The organism is Mycobacterium hackensackense (assembly GCF_025822555.1).
Lineage (GTDB): Bacteria > Actinomycetota > Actinomycetes > Mycobacteriales > Mycobacteriaceae > Mycobacterium > Mycobacterium fluoranthenivorans.
The window spans coordinates 1,103,271-1,117,429 of the sequence record NZ_JACKUC010000029.1 but is presented as its reverse complement, the minus strand read 5'-3'; the positions used below and the strand labels follow the sequence as shown (position 1 = coordinate 1,117,429).

General features: G+C 67.5%; 14 protein-coding genes. 9 read left to right on the top strand and 5 right to left on the bottom strand.

Annotation, left to right across the window (positions count from 1 at the left end; translation table 11 throughout):
• Positions 1-9 precede the first annotated feature (9 nt).
• The 3 genes from H7J86_RS08430 to H7J86_RS08420 all read left to right on the top strand — a co-directional run bounded on the left by H7J86_RS08430 (position 10) and on the right by H7J86_RS08420 (position 3,407).
• Positions 10-1,194, top strand: a complete 1,185-nt coding sequence (locus tag H7J86_RS08430; RefSeq protein ID WP_267290378.1) for a M20 family metallopeptidase — start codon at positions 10-12, stop codon at positions 1,192-1,194.
• Entirely contained in the window at positions 1,191-2,354 is a 1,164-nt protein-coding gene (locus H7J86_RS08425; protein ID WP_267290376.1) for an amidohydrolase, read from the top strand. Before H7J86_RS08430 ends, H7J86_RS08425 begins: the two co-directional genes overlap by 4 nt.
• A 165-nt stretch (positions 2,355-2,519) precedes the next feature.
• Complete coding sequence (locus tag H7J86_RS08420) at positions 2,520-3,407, top strand: type IV toxin-antitoxin system AbiEi family antitoxin (RefSeq protein ID WP_267290374.1); 888 nt, start codon at positions 2,520-2,522, stop codon at positions 3,405-3,407.
• A gap of 70 nt (positions 3,408-3,477) precedes the next feature.
• On the opposite strand, the gene H7J86_RS08415 is transcribed toward H7J86_RS08420, so the two are convergent.
• Positions 3,478-3,951: a gamma-glutamylcyclotransferase family protein gene (locus tag H7J86_RS08415; RefSeq protein ID WP_090356048.1), complete on the bottom strand. Its 474-nt coding sequence runs from the start codon at positions 3,949-3,951 to the stop codon at positions 3,478-3,480.
• A 94-nt stretch (positions 3,952-4,045) separates the two neighbouring features.
• Between H7J86_RS08415 and H7J86_RS08410 the strand changes: the two genes are divergently transcribed.
• From H7J86_RS08410 to H7J86_RS08400, 3 genes are all read left to right on the top strand, one after another.
• On the top strand, positions 4,046-5,461 hold the full coding sequence (locus tag H7J86_RS08410) for an NAD(P)H-quinone dehydrogenase (protein WP_187098543.1): 1,416 nt from the start codon (positions 4,046-4,048) through the stop codon (positions 5,459-5,461).
• A gap of 98 nt (positions 5,462-5,559) precedes the next feature.
• Entirely contained in the window at positions 5,560-7,299 is a 1,740-nt protein-coding gene (locus H7J86_RS08405) for a glycerol-3-phosphate dehydrogenase/oxidase (protein WP_090356044.1), read from the top strand.
• Between the two features lie 7 nt (positions 7,300-7,306).
• A complete protein-coding gene (locus H7J86_RS08400; RefSeq protein WP_267290372.1) occupies positions 7,307-8,158 on the top strand; it encodes a pseudouridine synthase in 852 nt (283 codons plus the stop codon).
• Here H7J86_RS08400 and H7J86_RS08395 read toward each other — a convergent pair.
• Positions 8,155-8,922, bottom strand: coding sequence for an FkbM family methyltransferase (locus H7J86_RS08395; RefSeq protein ID WP_090356039.1), 768 nt, complete (start codon positions 8,920-8,922; stop codon positions 8,155-8,157). The two genes, H7J86_RS08400 and H7J86_RS08395, sit on opposite strands and share 4 nt — an antisense overlap.
• 137 nt (positions 8,923-9,059) lie before the next feature.
• On the opposite strand from H7J86_RS08395, the gene H7J86_RS08390 reads away from it, so the two are divergent.
• Entirely contained in the window at positions 9,060-9,830 is a 771-nt protein-coding gene (locus H7J86_RS08390) for an SDR family NAD(P)-dependent oxidoreductase (protein WP_187098546.1), read from the top strand.
• On the opposite strand, the gene H7J86_RS08385 is transcribed toward H7J86_RS08390, so the two are convergent.
• Positions 9,831-10,520 (bottom strand): TetR family transcriptional regulator, encoded by a 690-nt coding sequence (locus H7J86_RS08385; RefSeq protein ID WP_187098547.1) that lies wholly within the window; start codon positions 10,518-10,520, stop codon positions 9,831-9,833.
• Between the two features lie 156 nt (positions 10,521-10,676).
• On the opposite strand from H7J86_RS08385, the gene H7J86_RS08380 reads away from it, so the two are divergent.
• Both H7J86_RS08380 and H7J86_RS08375 read left to right on the top strand, forming a co-directional pair.
• Positions 10,677-11,744, top strand: a complete 1,068-nt coding sequence (locus H7J86_RS08380) for a ferredoxin reductase (protein ID WP_267290370.1) — start codon at positions 10,677-10,679, stop codon at positions 11,742-11,744.
• Between the two features lie 37 nt (positions 11,745-11,781).
• Positions 11,782-12,876, top strand: coding sequence for a fatty acid desaturase family protein (locus H7J86_RS08375; RefSeq protein ID WP_090356030.1), 1,095 nt, complete (start codon positions 11,782-11,784; stop codon positions 12,874-12,876).
• Between the two features lies 1 nt (position 12,877).
• Here H7J86_RS08375 and nei2 read toward each other — a convergent pair whose 3' ends face one another.
• Together nei2 and H7J86_RS08365 are read right to left on the bottom strand one after the other, a co-directional pair.
• A complete protein-coding gene (gene nei2 / locus H7J86_RS08370; RefSeq protein WP_187098549.1) occupies positions 12,878-13,645 on the bottom strand; it encodes an endonuclease VIII Nei2 in 768 nt (255 codons plus the stop codon).
• Positions 13,646-13,649: 4 nt separating this feature from the next.
• Complete coding sequence (locus H7J86_RS08365; protein WP_187098550.1) at positions 13,650-14,135, bottom strand: DUF2834 domain-containing protein; 486 nt, start codon at positions 14,133-14,135, stop codon at positions 13,650-13,652.
• Between the last annotated feature and the right edge of the window lie 24 nt (positions 14,136-14,159).

Here is a 14,159-nt window from a genome sequence, read left to right as displayed (position 1 = left end):
ACTGCCAGGATGCCCACGGTCGCCGCGTTGTCGAGTGTCGAGGATGTCGTCAACCGGCGTCGCGGGGATCTGATCGAGCTGTCCCATGCGATCCACTCCGAGCCCGAGCTGGCGTTCGAAGAACATCGCAGCTGCGCCAAGACCCAGGCGCTGGCCGCGGAACGCGGGTTCACGGTGACGGCGGCGCCCGCAGGATTGCCGACCGCGTTTCGCGCCGAGTACGGCAGCGGGCCGCTGGTCATCGGGATCTGCGCCGAATACGACGCACTGCCGGGGATCGGGCACGCGTGCGGCCACAACATCATCGCCGCCTCCGCCGTCGGCACCGCTCTGGCGCTGGCCGAGGTGGCCGACGAGCTCGGGCTGACCGTCGTGCTGCTGGGCACCCCCGCCGAGGAGACCGGTGGCGGAAAAGCCCTGCTGCTCAAGGCCGGAACCTTCGACGACATCGCGGCGACGGTGATGTTGCATCCCGGTCCGGTCGATATCGCCGCCGCCCGCTCGCTGGCGCTGTCGGAGGTGGCCGTCGAGTACACCGGCCGCGAATCGCATGCCGCGGTTGCGCCGTACCTGGGGATCAACGCCGCCGACGCGCTCACCGTCGCGCAGGTGGCGATCGGGCTGTTGCGCCAGCAGTTGGCCCCCGGTCAGATGGTGCACGGCCTGGTCACCGAGGGCGGCCAGGCCAGCAACATCATTCCCGCGCACACCGAACTGCGGTACACCATGCGCGCGACCACCATGCAATCGCTGCACGAACTGGAGGAACGGATGGCCGGGTGTTTCGCCGCCGGCGCGGTGGCCACCGGCTGTGGGCACACCGTCGCCGAGACCGCCCCGCCCTATGACGCGCTGGCGCCGGATGCGTTCCTGTCCGAGGTGTTCCGCGCCGAGATGCTGCGGTTCGGGCGCACCCCGGTGACCAAGGAGCTGGAGGTGGCGCTGCCGCTGGGCAGTACCGATATGGGCAACGTCACCCAGGTGATGCCGGGCATCCATCCGGTGGTGGGGGTGGACGCCGGCGGTGCGTCGATCCACCAACCCGAGTTCACGGTGGCCGCGGCGGGCCCATCTGCCGACAAGGCCGTCACCGAAGGCGCAATCATGTTGGCCCGCACCGTGGTTGCGCTGGCGCAGGATGCCGGCGAACGTGACCGGGTGCTGGCCGCCCAGGCCCGGCGGAGGGCGTCATGACCCTGCGCGAGCACACCGAAGCGTGGCTGGCCGCCCACGGTGCGGACCTGGTGGCCTGGCGCCGCCACATCCATACCCACCCCGAACTCGGCCGGCAGGAATTTGCCACCACCGAGTTCGTCGCCAACCTGTTGGCCGATGCCGGGCTCAACCCCAAGGTGCTCCCCGGCGGCACCGGACTGACGTGTGATTTCGGTCCCGACGACGGACCCCGGGTGGCGTTGCGCGCGGATATGGACGCGCTGCCGATGGCCGAACGCACGGGTCTGCCGTTCTCCTCGGCGGTCCCCGGGGTGGCGCACGCGTGTGGGCACGACGCGCACACCGCGGTACTGCTCGGCGCGGCGCTGGCGCTGGCGTCGGCGCCCGAGCTTCCGACCGGCGTGCGGTTGATCTTCCAGCCGGCCGAGGAGCTGATGCCCGGCGGCGCGATCGATGCCGTGGCCGCCGGTGCGGTGTCCGGGGTTTCGCGGATCTTCGCGCTGCACTGCGACCCGCGACTGGAGGTCGGCAAGGTGGCCACCCGCCCCGGACCGATCACCTCGGCCGCCGATTCGATCGAGATCACCCTGCACTCGCCGGGCGGACACACCTCGCGACCGCATCTGACCGGTGATCTGGTGTACGCGCTGGGCATGCTGATCACCGGGGTGCCGGGTGTGCTGTCGCGACGCATCGATCCGCGGCTGAGCACCGTCATGGTGTGGGGCGCGGTCAACGCGGGGGTGGCGGCCAACGCCATCCCACAGACCGGGACATTGGCGGGCACCATCCGCACCGCCAGCCGGGAGACCTGGCTGACACTGGAATCTCTTGTCCAGGAGGCAGTTTCGTCCATTCTGGGACCGCTGAAGGTCGAGCATGCGGTGAACTACCGGCGCGGCGTGCCGCCGGTGGTCAACGAGGAGACCTCCACCCGCATCCTCACCCATGCCATCGAGGCGCTGGGCCCGGACGCGCTGGCCGACACCCACCAGTCCGGCGGCGGCGAGGACTTCTCCTGGTATCTGGAAGAGGTGCCCGGTGCGATGGCCCGCCTCGGGGTCTGGTCGGGCCGCGGGCCGCAGCTGGATCTGCACCAGCCCACGTTCGACCTCGACGAGCGGGCGCTGGCAGTCGGGGTGCGGGTCATGGTGAACCTGGTGCAGTACTCGGCCTAGCGCCCACTCCTTCTGCGCGAGCGTGCGTGTCTGCGCACCGACGCGCCGCAACTCCTGGCAGTCAGCGCACGCTCGTCGGCGGTGAAGGGGCGCGGTCGCACGGTTATCCACAGACTGCGATCTGGGTCTGGCCCAGGGGTGCGTCCGGCGTCGACGATCGTGGGCATGGATCCGGAGTTGACCAGCCTGCTGGAGCGCCAAGGTGGGGTCGCCACCAGCGCGCAGATGCTCGCCCATATGCCCAGGCGCGCCTTCGAAGCGGCCGTCCGCACCGGTGAATTCGACCGGCTGTGGCAGGGCATCTACGGAAAGGGCGAAGCCACCGAGGATATCCGCTTGCGTGGGCTGGATCTGGCGACCGGTGCTTCGGTGCCGGTGTGTCTCGGTACGGCGGCCGCGCGCTACGGCTTCGACACGGAGGACACATCGGACCTGCACGTGCTCAATCCACCACGGGGCCAACTCAGATCGACCGACGGCTTGGTGGTGCACCGGCGCGACGGCGCACCGCTGGCCTACGCCGCCGGTCGGCTCGCCACCGCTGCGCACTGGACGGCGGTGGAGGTGGCCCGGTCGCTGCGCCGTCCGCGTGCGTTGGCGACGCTGGACGCCGCACTGCGCAGCGGGACGTGCAACCGCACCGATATGTGGCGGGCGGCGCAGGCACAGGCGGGGCGGCGCGGCATCGTCGCGGTCCGGCATCTGCTCCCGCTGGCCGACGGGCGGGCGGAATCACCCATGGAGAGCGAGGCGCGGCTGGTGATGATCGACGGCGGCCTGCCGATACCGCAGTTGCAGTACGAGATCATCGACGGGAACGGCGAGCTGCGCCGGTTCGACTTCGGCTGGCCGCAGATGCGGGTGGCCGCCGAGTACGAAGGTGTCGACTGGCACAGCGGCCCCGAGGATATGCGACGCGACCGCCGGAGGTTGGCTGCCGTCCAGGACGCCGGCTGGACCGTGGTGCCGATCCTCTTCGCCGATGTGCGGTATCGACAAGTGGAATTGGTGGCGCGGATCGATCGGCAGTTGCGTCGCGCCCAGGCGGCGTGAGCGTGCGCTGACTGCCAGGAATTGCGGCGTGTCGGTGTGCAGACACGCACACTCGCGGGCCGGGAGGGGGCTAGGTACCGGGGCCGACGTTCGCGGCCGGCCGGGTGCGCAGATCGTGCACATAGGAGGCGGGTGCGCCGGCGATCTCGGCGGCGTCGGCCATCACGCCGAGGTAGCGCGCCGACGGCAGGCCGCCTTCCCACGCGTCGACCACGTACAGCCAGGCCAACACCGGATCGGTGGTGGTGTCCGAGGACAGCCGGTCCACCCGGCACCGGATCTTCTTGTGGAAGCCGAGCTCGGAGCCCTCCCAGCGATCCAGGTTGCCCTCGTCCTCTTTGGTCATGTCGTAGAGCACCACGAAGACCTTCTCGTCGGGATCCTCGACCAGGGTGGCCAGGGCGCCCTCCCAGCCGAAGTCCTCGCCACCGAACGTCAGGCGCCATCCGTGCAACCAACCGGTGCCGGCCACCGGAGAATGCGGGGCGCGCTGGAGCATCTGCTCCGGATGCATGTTCGATCCGTAAGCGGCGTAGAGCGGCACGGGCCAACTTTAGGCGCTCCGGCGGGCGGGAGCGAAGCGACCCGGGGGATCGGCCGTGTGGGCGGGAGCGAAGCGACCCACTACGTTTATCACCGTGCCCACTCGCATCGTGATCATCGGCGGCGGTCCCGCCGGCTACGAGGCAGCATTGGTCGCCGCGTCCCGCGGCCCGGACGCCGTTCAGGTCACCGTCGTCGACAGCGACGGTATCGGTGGCGCCTGCGTGCTGTTCGACTGTGTGCCGTCCAAGACCTTCATCGCTTCGACGGGGGTGCGCACCGAGCTGCGTCGCGCCAACGGTCTGGGCTTCGACATCGCCATCGACGACGCCAAGATCTCCCTCGAACAGATCCACAACCGGGTCAAGACGCTGGCCAGATCGCAGTCCGCCGATATCGGTGCCACCCTGCTCAACGCGGGGGTCAACGTGGTCAAGGGCCGCGGTGAGCTGGTCGACAGCGTGCCGGGGATGGCCCATCACCGAGTCAAGGTCTCCACCCCGGACGGCAAGGTCGGGGTGCTCAAGGCCGATGTGGTGCTGATCGCCACCGGGGCCACTCCACGGGTGCTGCCCAACGCGGTCCCGGACGGCGAACGCGTGCTGAACTGGCGCCAGCTCTACGACCTCACCGAGCTGCCCGAGCATCTGGTGATCGTCGGCTCGGGTGTGACCGGTGCGGAGTTCTGCAGCGCGTACACCGAGCTCGGTGTGAAGGTCACCGTGGTGGCCAGTCGCGACCAGATCCTGCCGCACGAGGACTCCGACGCCGCCGCCGTGCTGGAGGAGGCCTTCTCCGAGCGCGGCGTGTCGCTGGTGAAGAACGCCAGGGCCGACTCGGTGGTGCGTACCGACAACGGGATCAAGGTCACACTGGCCGACGGTCGCGTGGTCGAGGGCAGCCACGCCCTGATGACCGTCGGTTCGGTGCCCAACACCAGCGGCCTCGGTCTGGACCGGGCCGGGATCGAACTCGGCCCGGGTAACTACCTGACCGTGGACCGGGTATCGCGCACGAAAGCGCCCGGCATCTACGCGGCGGGGGACTGCACCGGACTGTTGCCGCTGGCCTCGGTCGCCGCCATGCAGGGCCGCATCGCGATGTATCACGCGCTGGGTGAAGGGGTGAATCCCATCCGCCTGCGCACCGTCGCGTCGGCCACGTTCACCCGGCCCGAGATCGCCGCGGTCGGCGTCCCGCAGACCAAGATCGATGACGGCACCGTGCCCGCCCGAACCCTGATGCTGCCGCTGACGACGAACGCCAGGGCCAAGATGTCGCTGCTGCGGTTCGGCTTCGTCAAGATCTTCTGCCGGCCGGCCACCGGGGTGGTGATCGGCGGTGTGGTGGTCGCGCCGATCGCCTCCGAGCTGATCCTGCCCATCGCCCTGGCGGTGCAGAACCGGATCTCGGTGGGTGACCTGGCCCAGACGCTGTCGGTGTACCCGTCGCTGTCCGGCTCGATCGTCGAGGCGGCGCGACGTCTGATGGCACATGATGACCTGGACTAAAGGTCAGTTCGACGCGCTGGACCCACAAAGGGTCGCCTGCGCGACGTAGGCTCGGAACGGCAACGCCTACCCACGAGTAACCACGAGGAGCCTCCGGCGTGACTGACCCGATCTCAGGCAAGGGACAAGCTCAGCTCGGACCCGAGCACCGTGCGGCGGCCTGGCAGCGCCTCGGCAGCGAACAGTTCGATGTCGTGGTCATCGGCGGCGGGGTGGTCGGCGCGGGTGCGGCCCTGGACGCGGCGACCCGCGGGCTGCGGGTGGCGCTGGTCGAGGCCCGGGACTTCGCGTCCGGCACGTCGAGCCGGAGCAGCAAGATGTTCCACGGCGGCCTGCGCTACCTCGAACAACTGGAGTTCGGCCTGGTCCGCGAGGCGCTGCACGAACGCGAACTGTCGCTGACGACACTGGCCCCGCATCTGGTGAAACCGCTGCCGTTCCTGTTCCCGCTGACCAAACGGTGGTGGGAACGGCCCTATGTGGCCGCGGGCATCTTCCTCTACGACCAGCTGGGCGGCGCGAAATCCGTTCCGGCGCAGAAGCATCTACTCAAGGCCGGGGCGCTGCGGCTGGCGCCGGGGCTCAAGCGCAGCTCGCTCATCGGCGGTATCCGCTACTACGACACCGTCGTCGACGATGCCCGCCACACCATGACGGTGGCCCGCACCGCCGCGCACTACGGCGCCGTGGTGCGGACCTCCACTCAGGTGGTGGCGCTGCTGCGCGAGGGCGACCGGGTCACCGGGGTCAAGGTGCGCGACTCGGAGAACGGCGCCGTCACCGAGGTGCGCGGGCACGTGGTCGTCAACGCGACGGGTGTGTGGACCGACGAGATCCAGGCGCTGTCGAAGGAGCGCGGCCGGTTCCGGGTGCGGGCCTCCAAGGGGGTGCACATCGTGGTGCCCCGGGACCGCGTCGTCAGTGAGGTCGCGATCATTCTGCGCACCGAGAAGTCGGTGCTCTTCGTCATCCCGTGGGGCACGCACTGGATCATCGGCACCACCGACACCGACTGGAATCTCGACCTGGCGCACCCGGCCGCCACCAAGGCCGATATCGACTACATCCTCGGCCACGTCAACACGGTGCTGGCGACCCCGCTGACCCATGACGATATCGACGGTGTCTATGCGGGGCTGCGGCCGCTGCTGGCGGGGGAGAGCGAGTCCACGTCGAAGCTGTCCCGCGAACATGCCGTGGCGGTGCCGTCGCCGGGGTTGGTGGCCATCGCCGGCGGCAAGTACACCACCTATCGGGTGATGGGTCAGGACGCGATCGACGCCGCGGCCGAATTCGTGCCGACCCGGGTGGCGCCGTCGATCACCGAGAAGGTGCCGCTGATGGGGGCCGACGGTTACTTCGCCCTGGTCAACCAGACCGAGCATGTCGGTGCCCATTACGGCCTGCACCCGTACCGGGTACGCCACCTGCTGGACCGTTACGGCTCGCTGATCGGCGAGGTACTGGCCATGGCTGACGGCAATCCGCAACTGCTGGAACCGATCACCGATGCCCCGGTGTACCTGAAGGTGGAGGCGGTGTACGCGGTGGCCGCCGAGGGGGCCCTGCATCTGGAGGACATCCTCGCCCGGCGGATGCGGATCTCCATCGAGTACCCGCACCGCGGTGTGAACTGTGCGCGTGAGGTTGCCGAAGTCGTTGCGCCCGTTCTTGGTTGGGGTCCCGAGGATATCGACCGCGAGGTGTCGACATACCTGGCGCGGGTGGAGGCCGAGGTGCAATCGCAGACTCAGCCGGATGACGAAAGCGCCGATGCGCTGCGGGCCGCGGCGCCGGAGGCGCGCGCCGAGATCCTGGAACCGGTGCCGCTGAATTGATACGCCGGTGAAACGGCCCCTGCCGGACCGCGACGGTGTCGGGCCGGCGCGCGTCCGGTTGCGCGGCGGCTCGGTGTTGGTCGAGCTCGCCGATCGGTTCGGCGAGCCGGCGGCCACGAAAGTGCTTGCCGGAGAGGTGTATCTACCCAACGGCGGCGTGGTGGCCGCCGATACGGTGCTGCCGCCGAACTCCTATGTCTACCTGTACCGCGATCTGCCCGACGAGATCCCGGTGCCCTTCGAGATGCCGATCCTGTACCGCGACCGCGACATCCTCGTCGTGGACAAACCGCATTTCCTGGCCACCACGCCGCGCGGCGGTCACGTCGTGCAGACGGCCTTGGTGCGGCTGCGGCGTGAACTGGAACTGCCCGAACTCAGTCCCGCGCACCGGCTGGACCGGCTCACGGCCGGGGTGCTGCTGTTCACGGTGCGCCGCGAGGTCCGGGGTGCCTACCAGACGATGTTCGCCGAAGGGCGGGCGCGCAAGACGTACCTGGCCCGGGCCGCCGGGACACCCACCGTCGCCCTGCCGGCACTGCTGACCAGCCGGATCATCAAGCAGCGCAGCCGGTTACAGGCCTTCGAGGAACCCGGTGAGCCGAACGCGCAGACCTACGTCGAACTTCTCGAAGACGGGCTCTACCGCCTGACCCCGCACACCGGACGCACCCATCAACTGCGGGTGCACATGGCGTCCCTCGGTGTGCCGATCGACAACGACCCGCTCTATCCAGACGTCGTCGACGTGGCACCCGGTGACTTTTGCGCTCCGTTGCAGCTGCTGGCCCAGCGGCTCGCGTTCGACGACCCACTCAGTGGTGTGCACCGCGATTTCGTCAGCGGTCGGGCTCTCTAGACCGTTCTCAGGGTGAACTGGGCGATCGGACCGTAGTCCTGGTAGTCGTGTGTCTCGGCCAGGGGATTCCGGTCGAAGGTGTACTCGACGTAGAGCTTCTTGATCTTTCGCGCCTGCTCGACCGGAATGTTCTCGATGACGGCCGCTTCCAGTCCCTCGATGTCGATCTTGAGGATGTCGATCTTGCCGTGCTTTTCGATCGCCTCTTCGAGCACGTTGCGGGAGTTCACCAACGGGACGGTCAGGGTGTTGCCGTGCCCGGCCCCGACACCGCCGTACCGGCCGGACTCCTCCCATGCGAACTCCACCTCGCCGTCGCTGGTGCCGACCGCGGCCTGGTGCACTTCGAAGCGACCTTCGAACTGACGCAGGTTGTCCTTGAGTTTCGCGACATTGGAGGGCAGTGGTTCGAACAGATACGTGTATGCGGCCGCGTTGCGGGTCAGGAAGTAGGCGGCGGAGATGCCGATATTGGAGCCGAAGTCGACGATCACCGTGTCCGAGGTGTCGGCCAGGTAGTCATTGCGGCAGAAGATCTCGTTGACGGTGAGCACGTCATGGCCGGAGTGCAGGCGCAGGTCGAGCCATGATTGCGGAGTGCGGACGCGCACCGTGTACGGGTAGGTCCCCTTGCCGACCAGATAGCGCTTGAACATCTCTGTCGGGTGTTCGTAGAGCCGGACCATGTTGGCGGCTGCGACGTAGTGCCTGCGCTCCAGCGCAGATTTCGCAATCAAGCCGAGATTGCGGCCCGCGACCTGCATATCTACCTCCGTCGTATGGTCCGCTCTTGCCGGACACCAAGTCGGCACACAGCAATGACCGCCCACACTACCGTCACGTAGCTACTTGATGACGCAAGTGACCAGACTGCCTGACCAGGTCTGATCTACTGACCGCCATGGATCGTGCCGCGTATGACCAGTTGTTCGACATGTCCGACCGCACCGTCATCGTCACCGGCGGCACCCGCGGCATCGGGCTGGCGTTGGGCGAGGGGTTCGCCCTCAGCGGAGCCCGGGTGGTGGTGGCCAGCCGCAAGCCCGACGCGTGCGCCGCGGCCGCCGCGCATCTGCGGAGCCTGGGCGGCGAGGCGATCGGCGTGCCGGCCCATCTCGGTGAGGTCGATGATCTGGCGGCGCTGGTGGACCGCACCGTGTCGGAATTCGGTGGTATCGACGTGGTGGTCAACAACGCGGCCAATGCGCTGGCGCAGCCGTTCGGTTCGATGACGGTCGACGCGTGGAACAAGTCCTACGCCGTGAATCTGCAGGGCCCGGTGTTCCTGGTTCAGCATGCGTTGCCGTATCTGACGCAGAGTCCGGCGGCAGCGGTGCTGAACATGGTCTCGGTGGGCGCCTTCAACTTCGCGCCCTCGTTGTCCATCTACGCCTCGGGTAAGGCCGCGCTGATGTCGGTGACCCGCTCGATGGCGGCCGAGTTCGCCCCGCTGGGCATCCGGGTCAACGCCCTGGCACCCGGGCCCGTGGACACCGACATGATGCGCAATAACCCGCAGGAGGCCGTCGACGCGATGGCGGCGAACACTCTGATGCGCCGGCTCGCATCGCCGGACGAAATGATCGGTACCGCGCTGCTGCTGTGCTCGCGGGCCGGCAGCTACATCACCGGTCAGGTGGTCATCGTCGACGGTGGGGGGACCCCGCGCTAGTCAGTCCCGCTCGACGCTGCGCCAGCCCCTGACGCCGACCGCGATCATCCGCATCTGCTTGACGGCGGTGCGCTTGATCTCCGCCAGCGCCGACGGGTCCGAGACGTCCTCGGCGGTCTCGGCGATCGAGATCATGGCGTTGACGAACAGGTTGGCCAGAATGTTGAGGTCCTCGCTGCTCCAGTCCTTGATCCCGGGGAAACGGGCCAGGTCGATGGCGAGCTCCGAGGTGATCAACCGGATCTCGGTGCGAATGGCGTAGCGCAACATGGCCACGCCACTGGCACGCTCCCGGGTGATGAAGCGCCAGTGCTCGCGGCGGTCGCTGATACTGGCGATGAGGATCTCCGCCGACGAGTCGATGACGTGGTTGGGATCGAGTTTCCCGGCGCGGGCACCGCGCAGCATGTCACGCAGGGATCGGAACGATTCGTCGATCAGCACCAGGCCGAGAGCTTCCATCGAATCGAAGTGGCGGTAGAAGGCCGCGGGCACGATGCCGGCTTCGCGGGTGACCTCCCGCAGGCTCAGGCCGGTGAAGCTGCCCTCGGCGAGCAGGTGCAGTGCGGCGGCCACGATCGCGCGTCGGGTGACCTCTTTGCGCTCTTCGCGCGACAGGGTGTCACGCGAGCGAGGCCGTCCTGAGCGACTGGGCCGCGCGGAGCGCGACTTCGGAACGTCACTATCCACAATCAACGAGCGTACAACCGGATGCCCCTCCGATTCGCTCGGCGCTGCGTTGTCAATCGTTTGTGAATTCAGAGTACGAACGTTCACTGTGTTATGCCCATCACAACCTGCGGGTTTTCCTTGACCATGCGAGTTCATCGCGCCCACAGTGTACATATGTTCACCGAAACATTGACGCACAAGCTGAGGGACCGGGTGCTCCGGTCACCGCTGCTGGATCTGCTCACCGGACCGCACGGCGTCGACCGGTACACCGAGATCGTCGATCCGGTGTGGATCAAGGGCAATGCGCGCGCAAAGGTGGTGGCCGTCCGTCGCCAGACGGCCCGCAGCGTCACCTTGACGCTGGAACCCAACCGGGCCTTCACCGGCTTCATGGCTGGTCAGCACATCAACCTGTCGGTGGAGATCAACGGACGCCGCCGCACCCGCCCGTACTCCCCGGCCAGCGCGGAGGGTGGCCGCCTCCTCGAACTGACCGTCGGGCTGCACGACGGCGGCCTGGTGTCGACCCACCTCTACGAGAACGCCAAGCCCGGGATGACCGTCGGCCTCGACTCCGTCGGCGGCGACTTCTTCATGCCCGCACAGCGCCCCAGGCGCATCCTGTTCGTCTCCGGCGGCAGCGGTATCACCCCGGTGCTGTCGATGCTGCGCACGCTCAAAGCCGAAGGCTTCACCGGCGACGCCGCGTTCATCCACTATGCGCGCTCCGCCGAAGAGGCCTGTTATCGCGACGAACTTGACACCATGCCCGGCGTTCGGGTGCTGCACGGCTATACCCGCGACGACGCCGGCGCCGATCTGGACGGATATTTCGCCCCGCATCACCTGGCCGCGGCGATGGCCGAACCGGACGCGATCTTCGTGTGCGGTCCGCCCGCACTCGTCGACGCGGTGCGGGAGCTGCGTCCGGACGCACGATCGGAGAGCTTCGTCCCGCCGGTGTTCACCGTGCCGGCCGAAGCCACCGGTGGCACCGTCACCTTCGCCGGCAGTGCCGTGCAGGTGGCCGACAGCGGTCAGACGCTGCTCCAACAGGCCGAAGCCGCCGGGCTGAACCCGGAAAGCGGATGCCGGATGGGCATCTGCTTCAGCTGCACCCGAACCAAAACCCGTGGCGCCGTGCGCAATGTGCTCAACGGCACGGTGTCCACCGACGATTGCGAAGACATCCGAATCTGCGTCACCGCCCCCGTCGGCGATGTCGAGATCGACCTGTAGAGAACCCTGAACACCCTGTGACGCGAAAGGACAAGCAATGACCACACTCGAATTGCCCCGTAGCTCCACCGTTTCCGCCACCTCGGCGAAATACGCGCTCACCCCCGAGCAGGCCGACGCGTTCGGCAAAGAACTCGACGCCATCCGTGAACGTGCGCTGGCCGACCTGGGGGAGCGTGACGCCGCCTACATCCGCAAGATCATCAAGATGCAGCGCAGCCTCGAGGTCGGTGGCCGCGCCCTGCTGTTCCTGCCGCCGGCATGGCCGATCGGCACCGTGATGCTCGGGCTGTCGAAGATCCTCGACAACATGGAGATCGGCCACAACATCATGCACGGCCAGTACGACTGGATGGGCGATCCGGCGCTGCGCGGCCAGAACTTCGAATGGGATTCGGCCTGCCCGTCCAACCAGTGGCGGCACTCGCACAACTACATGCACCACACCTACACCAACATCGTCGACCTGGATCGCGACATCGGTTACGGCGTGCTCCGGATGAGTGAGGACCAGAAGTGGCATCCGTACTACCTGGGCAACCCGGTCTACGCGTTCCTGCTGATGGTGTTCTTCCAGTACGGCGTGGCCCTGCACGAGCTGGAGACCGAGCGCATCCGCTCCGGTGAGATCAAGCTGCGGGACAAGAAGGACATGCTCACCGAGATGTGGGCGAAGGTCAGCAAGCAGACCGTGAAGGACTACGTGGCCTTCCCGCTGCTGGCCGGACCGTTCGCGCCGTTCGTCTTCACGGGCAACATGACCGCCAACCTGATGCGCAATGTGTGGTCGTACATGATCATCTTCTGCGGCCATTTCCCGGAGGGCACGCACGAGTTCACCGTCGAAGAGACCAAGGCCGAGACACGCGGGCAGTGGTACTACCGGCAGCTGCTGGGTTCGGCGAACCTCACCGGCGGAAAGTGGTTCCACATCTTCAGCGGCAACCTGTCCTTCCAGATCGAGCACCATCTGTTCCCCGACATTCCGGCGCACCGTTATGCCGAGATCTCGGGTGAGGTGAAGGAGATCTGCCGGCGATACGGTCTGCCCTACAACAGTGGGCCGCTGCCCAAGCAGTTCTTCTCGGTCGTCAAGAAGATCTGCCGGCTGGCGCTGCCGAACCCGAAGTGACCTACGGTGCCTGACAATTCGGGCACCAGAAGCTGATCCGGTCGCCGCTGCGGTCCATCTCGATGGTGGTCCCGCAGCGGCGACACGGCTCTGCGGACCGTCCGTACACCCACACCTGCTGCCCGCGCCGGGTATCGCCGGTGGTGCATCTGTTCGTTCGTGACCTGTTGAGCCACAACATGTCCCGGGCGCGCTGGACCAGCCGTAGGGGATCGGAGACGGTCCCGACCCGGGCCGTGGGCCTGCGCCCGAAGACAAAGCACAGCTCGTTGGCGTACACATTGCCCACCCCGGCCATCACCCGCTGATCCAGTAGGGCCTCGGCCAGGGCGCGATCGGGATCGGCGCTCAGGTTGGCCGCCGCCCGTCGCGGATCCCAATCCTGGCCGAGCAGATCCGGGCCCAGGTGGGCGACCACGTCCTGGTCGTGGGCCCGCTCCAGGACTTCCAGTACGCCCAGATCGATACCGGTGGCCACACCGTCCTGCGTGCCGAGCACGATGCGGATCCGGTGCGGCTCCACCCGGCCCGGACCGATCCGCCAGCTGCCGTCCATCTTGAGGTGGGAATGGATGCTGGCTCCACCATCCTCGGAGCCCACCCGGATGAACAGGTGTTTACCCCGGCTGAGCACTTCGTCGACCACGTGGCCGGTCAGATCCACCGTCGCATAGCGCGGCACCCGGATATCGCAGCGGGTCAACGTCTTTCCGACGAGTGCCTGCCTCAGTTTGGCGGCGGTGTGGAAGACGGTGTCACCTTCGGGCATACCATCATTGAACACCGACCCCGGTGAGAGCCTTCTGGTGCCGGTGCTGACGGTCCAGGGTGGCGAAGTAGAACGCGTAGGCGAATGCGCAACTGGTGAACAGGCTCGACACGAAGTACAGCCACGGCCGCTTGATCCCGCGCCGGTAGCCGTCGACGATGGTGAACAGGGGCAGCAGGATGACGTTGATGATGGTGTAGTCCTGGCTGGCCGAACTCGCCGCCGGGTTGGTGTACCCGAGCGTGATGAATTCCTGCCAACTGCCCGGGCCCCAGATCGGATTGCTCGACGGGGTCGCGTACTCGGCGACATAGCGGTAGTTGAAGTAGTAGCCGATGACGGTGCCGGCGATGCCGACGAGGTAGAACGTCGCCTCCAGGGCGGAGATGTTCGGACCGGTCGCCGGGCGGGTGAAGATATCGCGGTTGGCGTTGACGATCCAGGCGATGACGGCGAGTCCGAGAATCAGGTGAACGGCGAGCGAGACCATATCGCCAGTATGGCCCGCACCGGG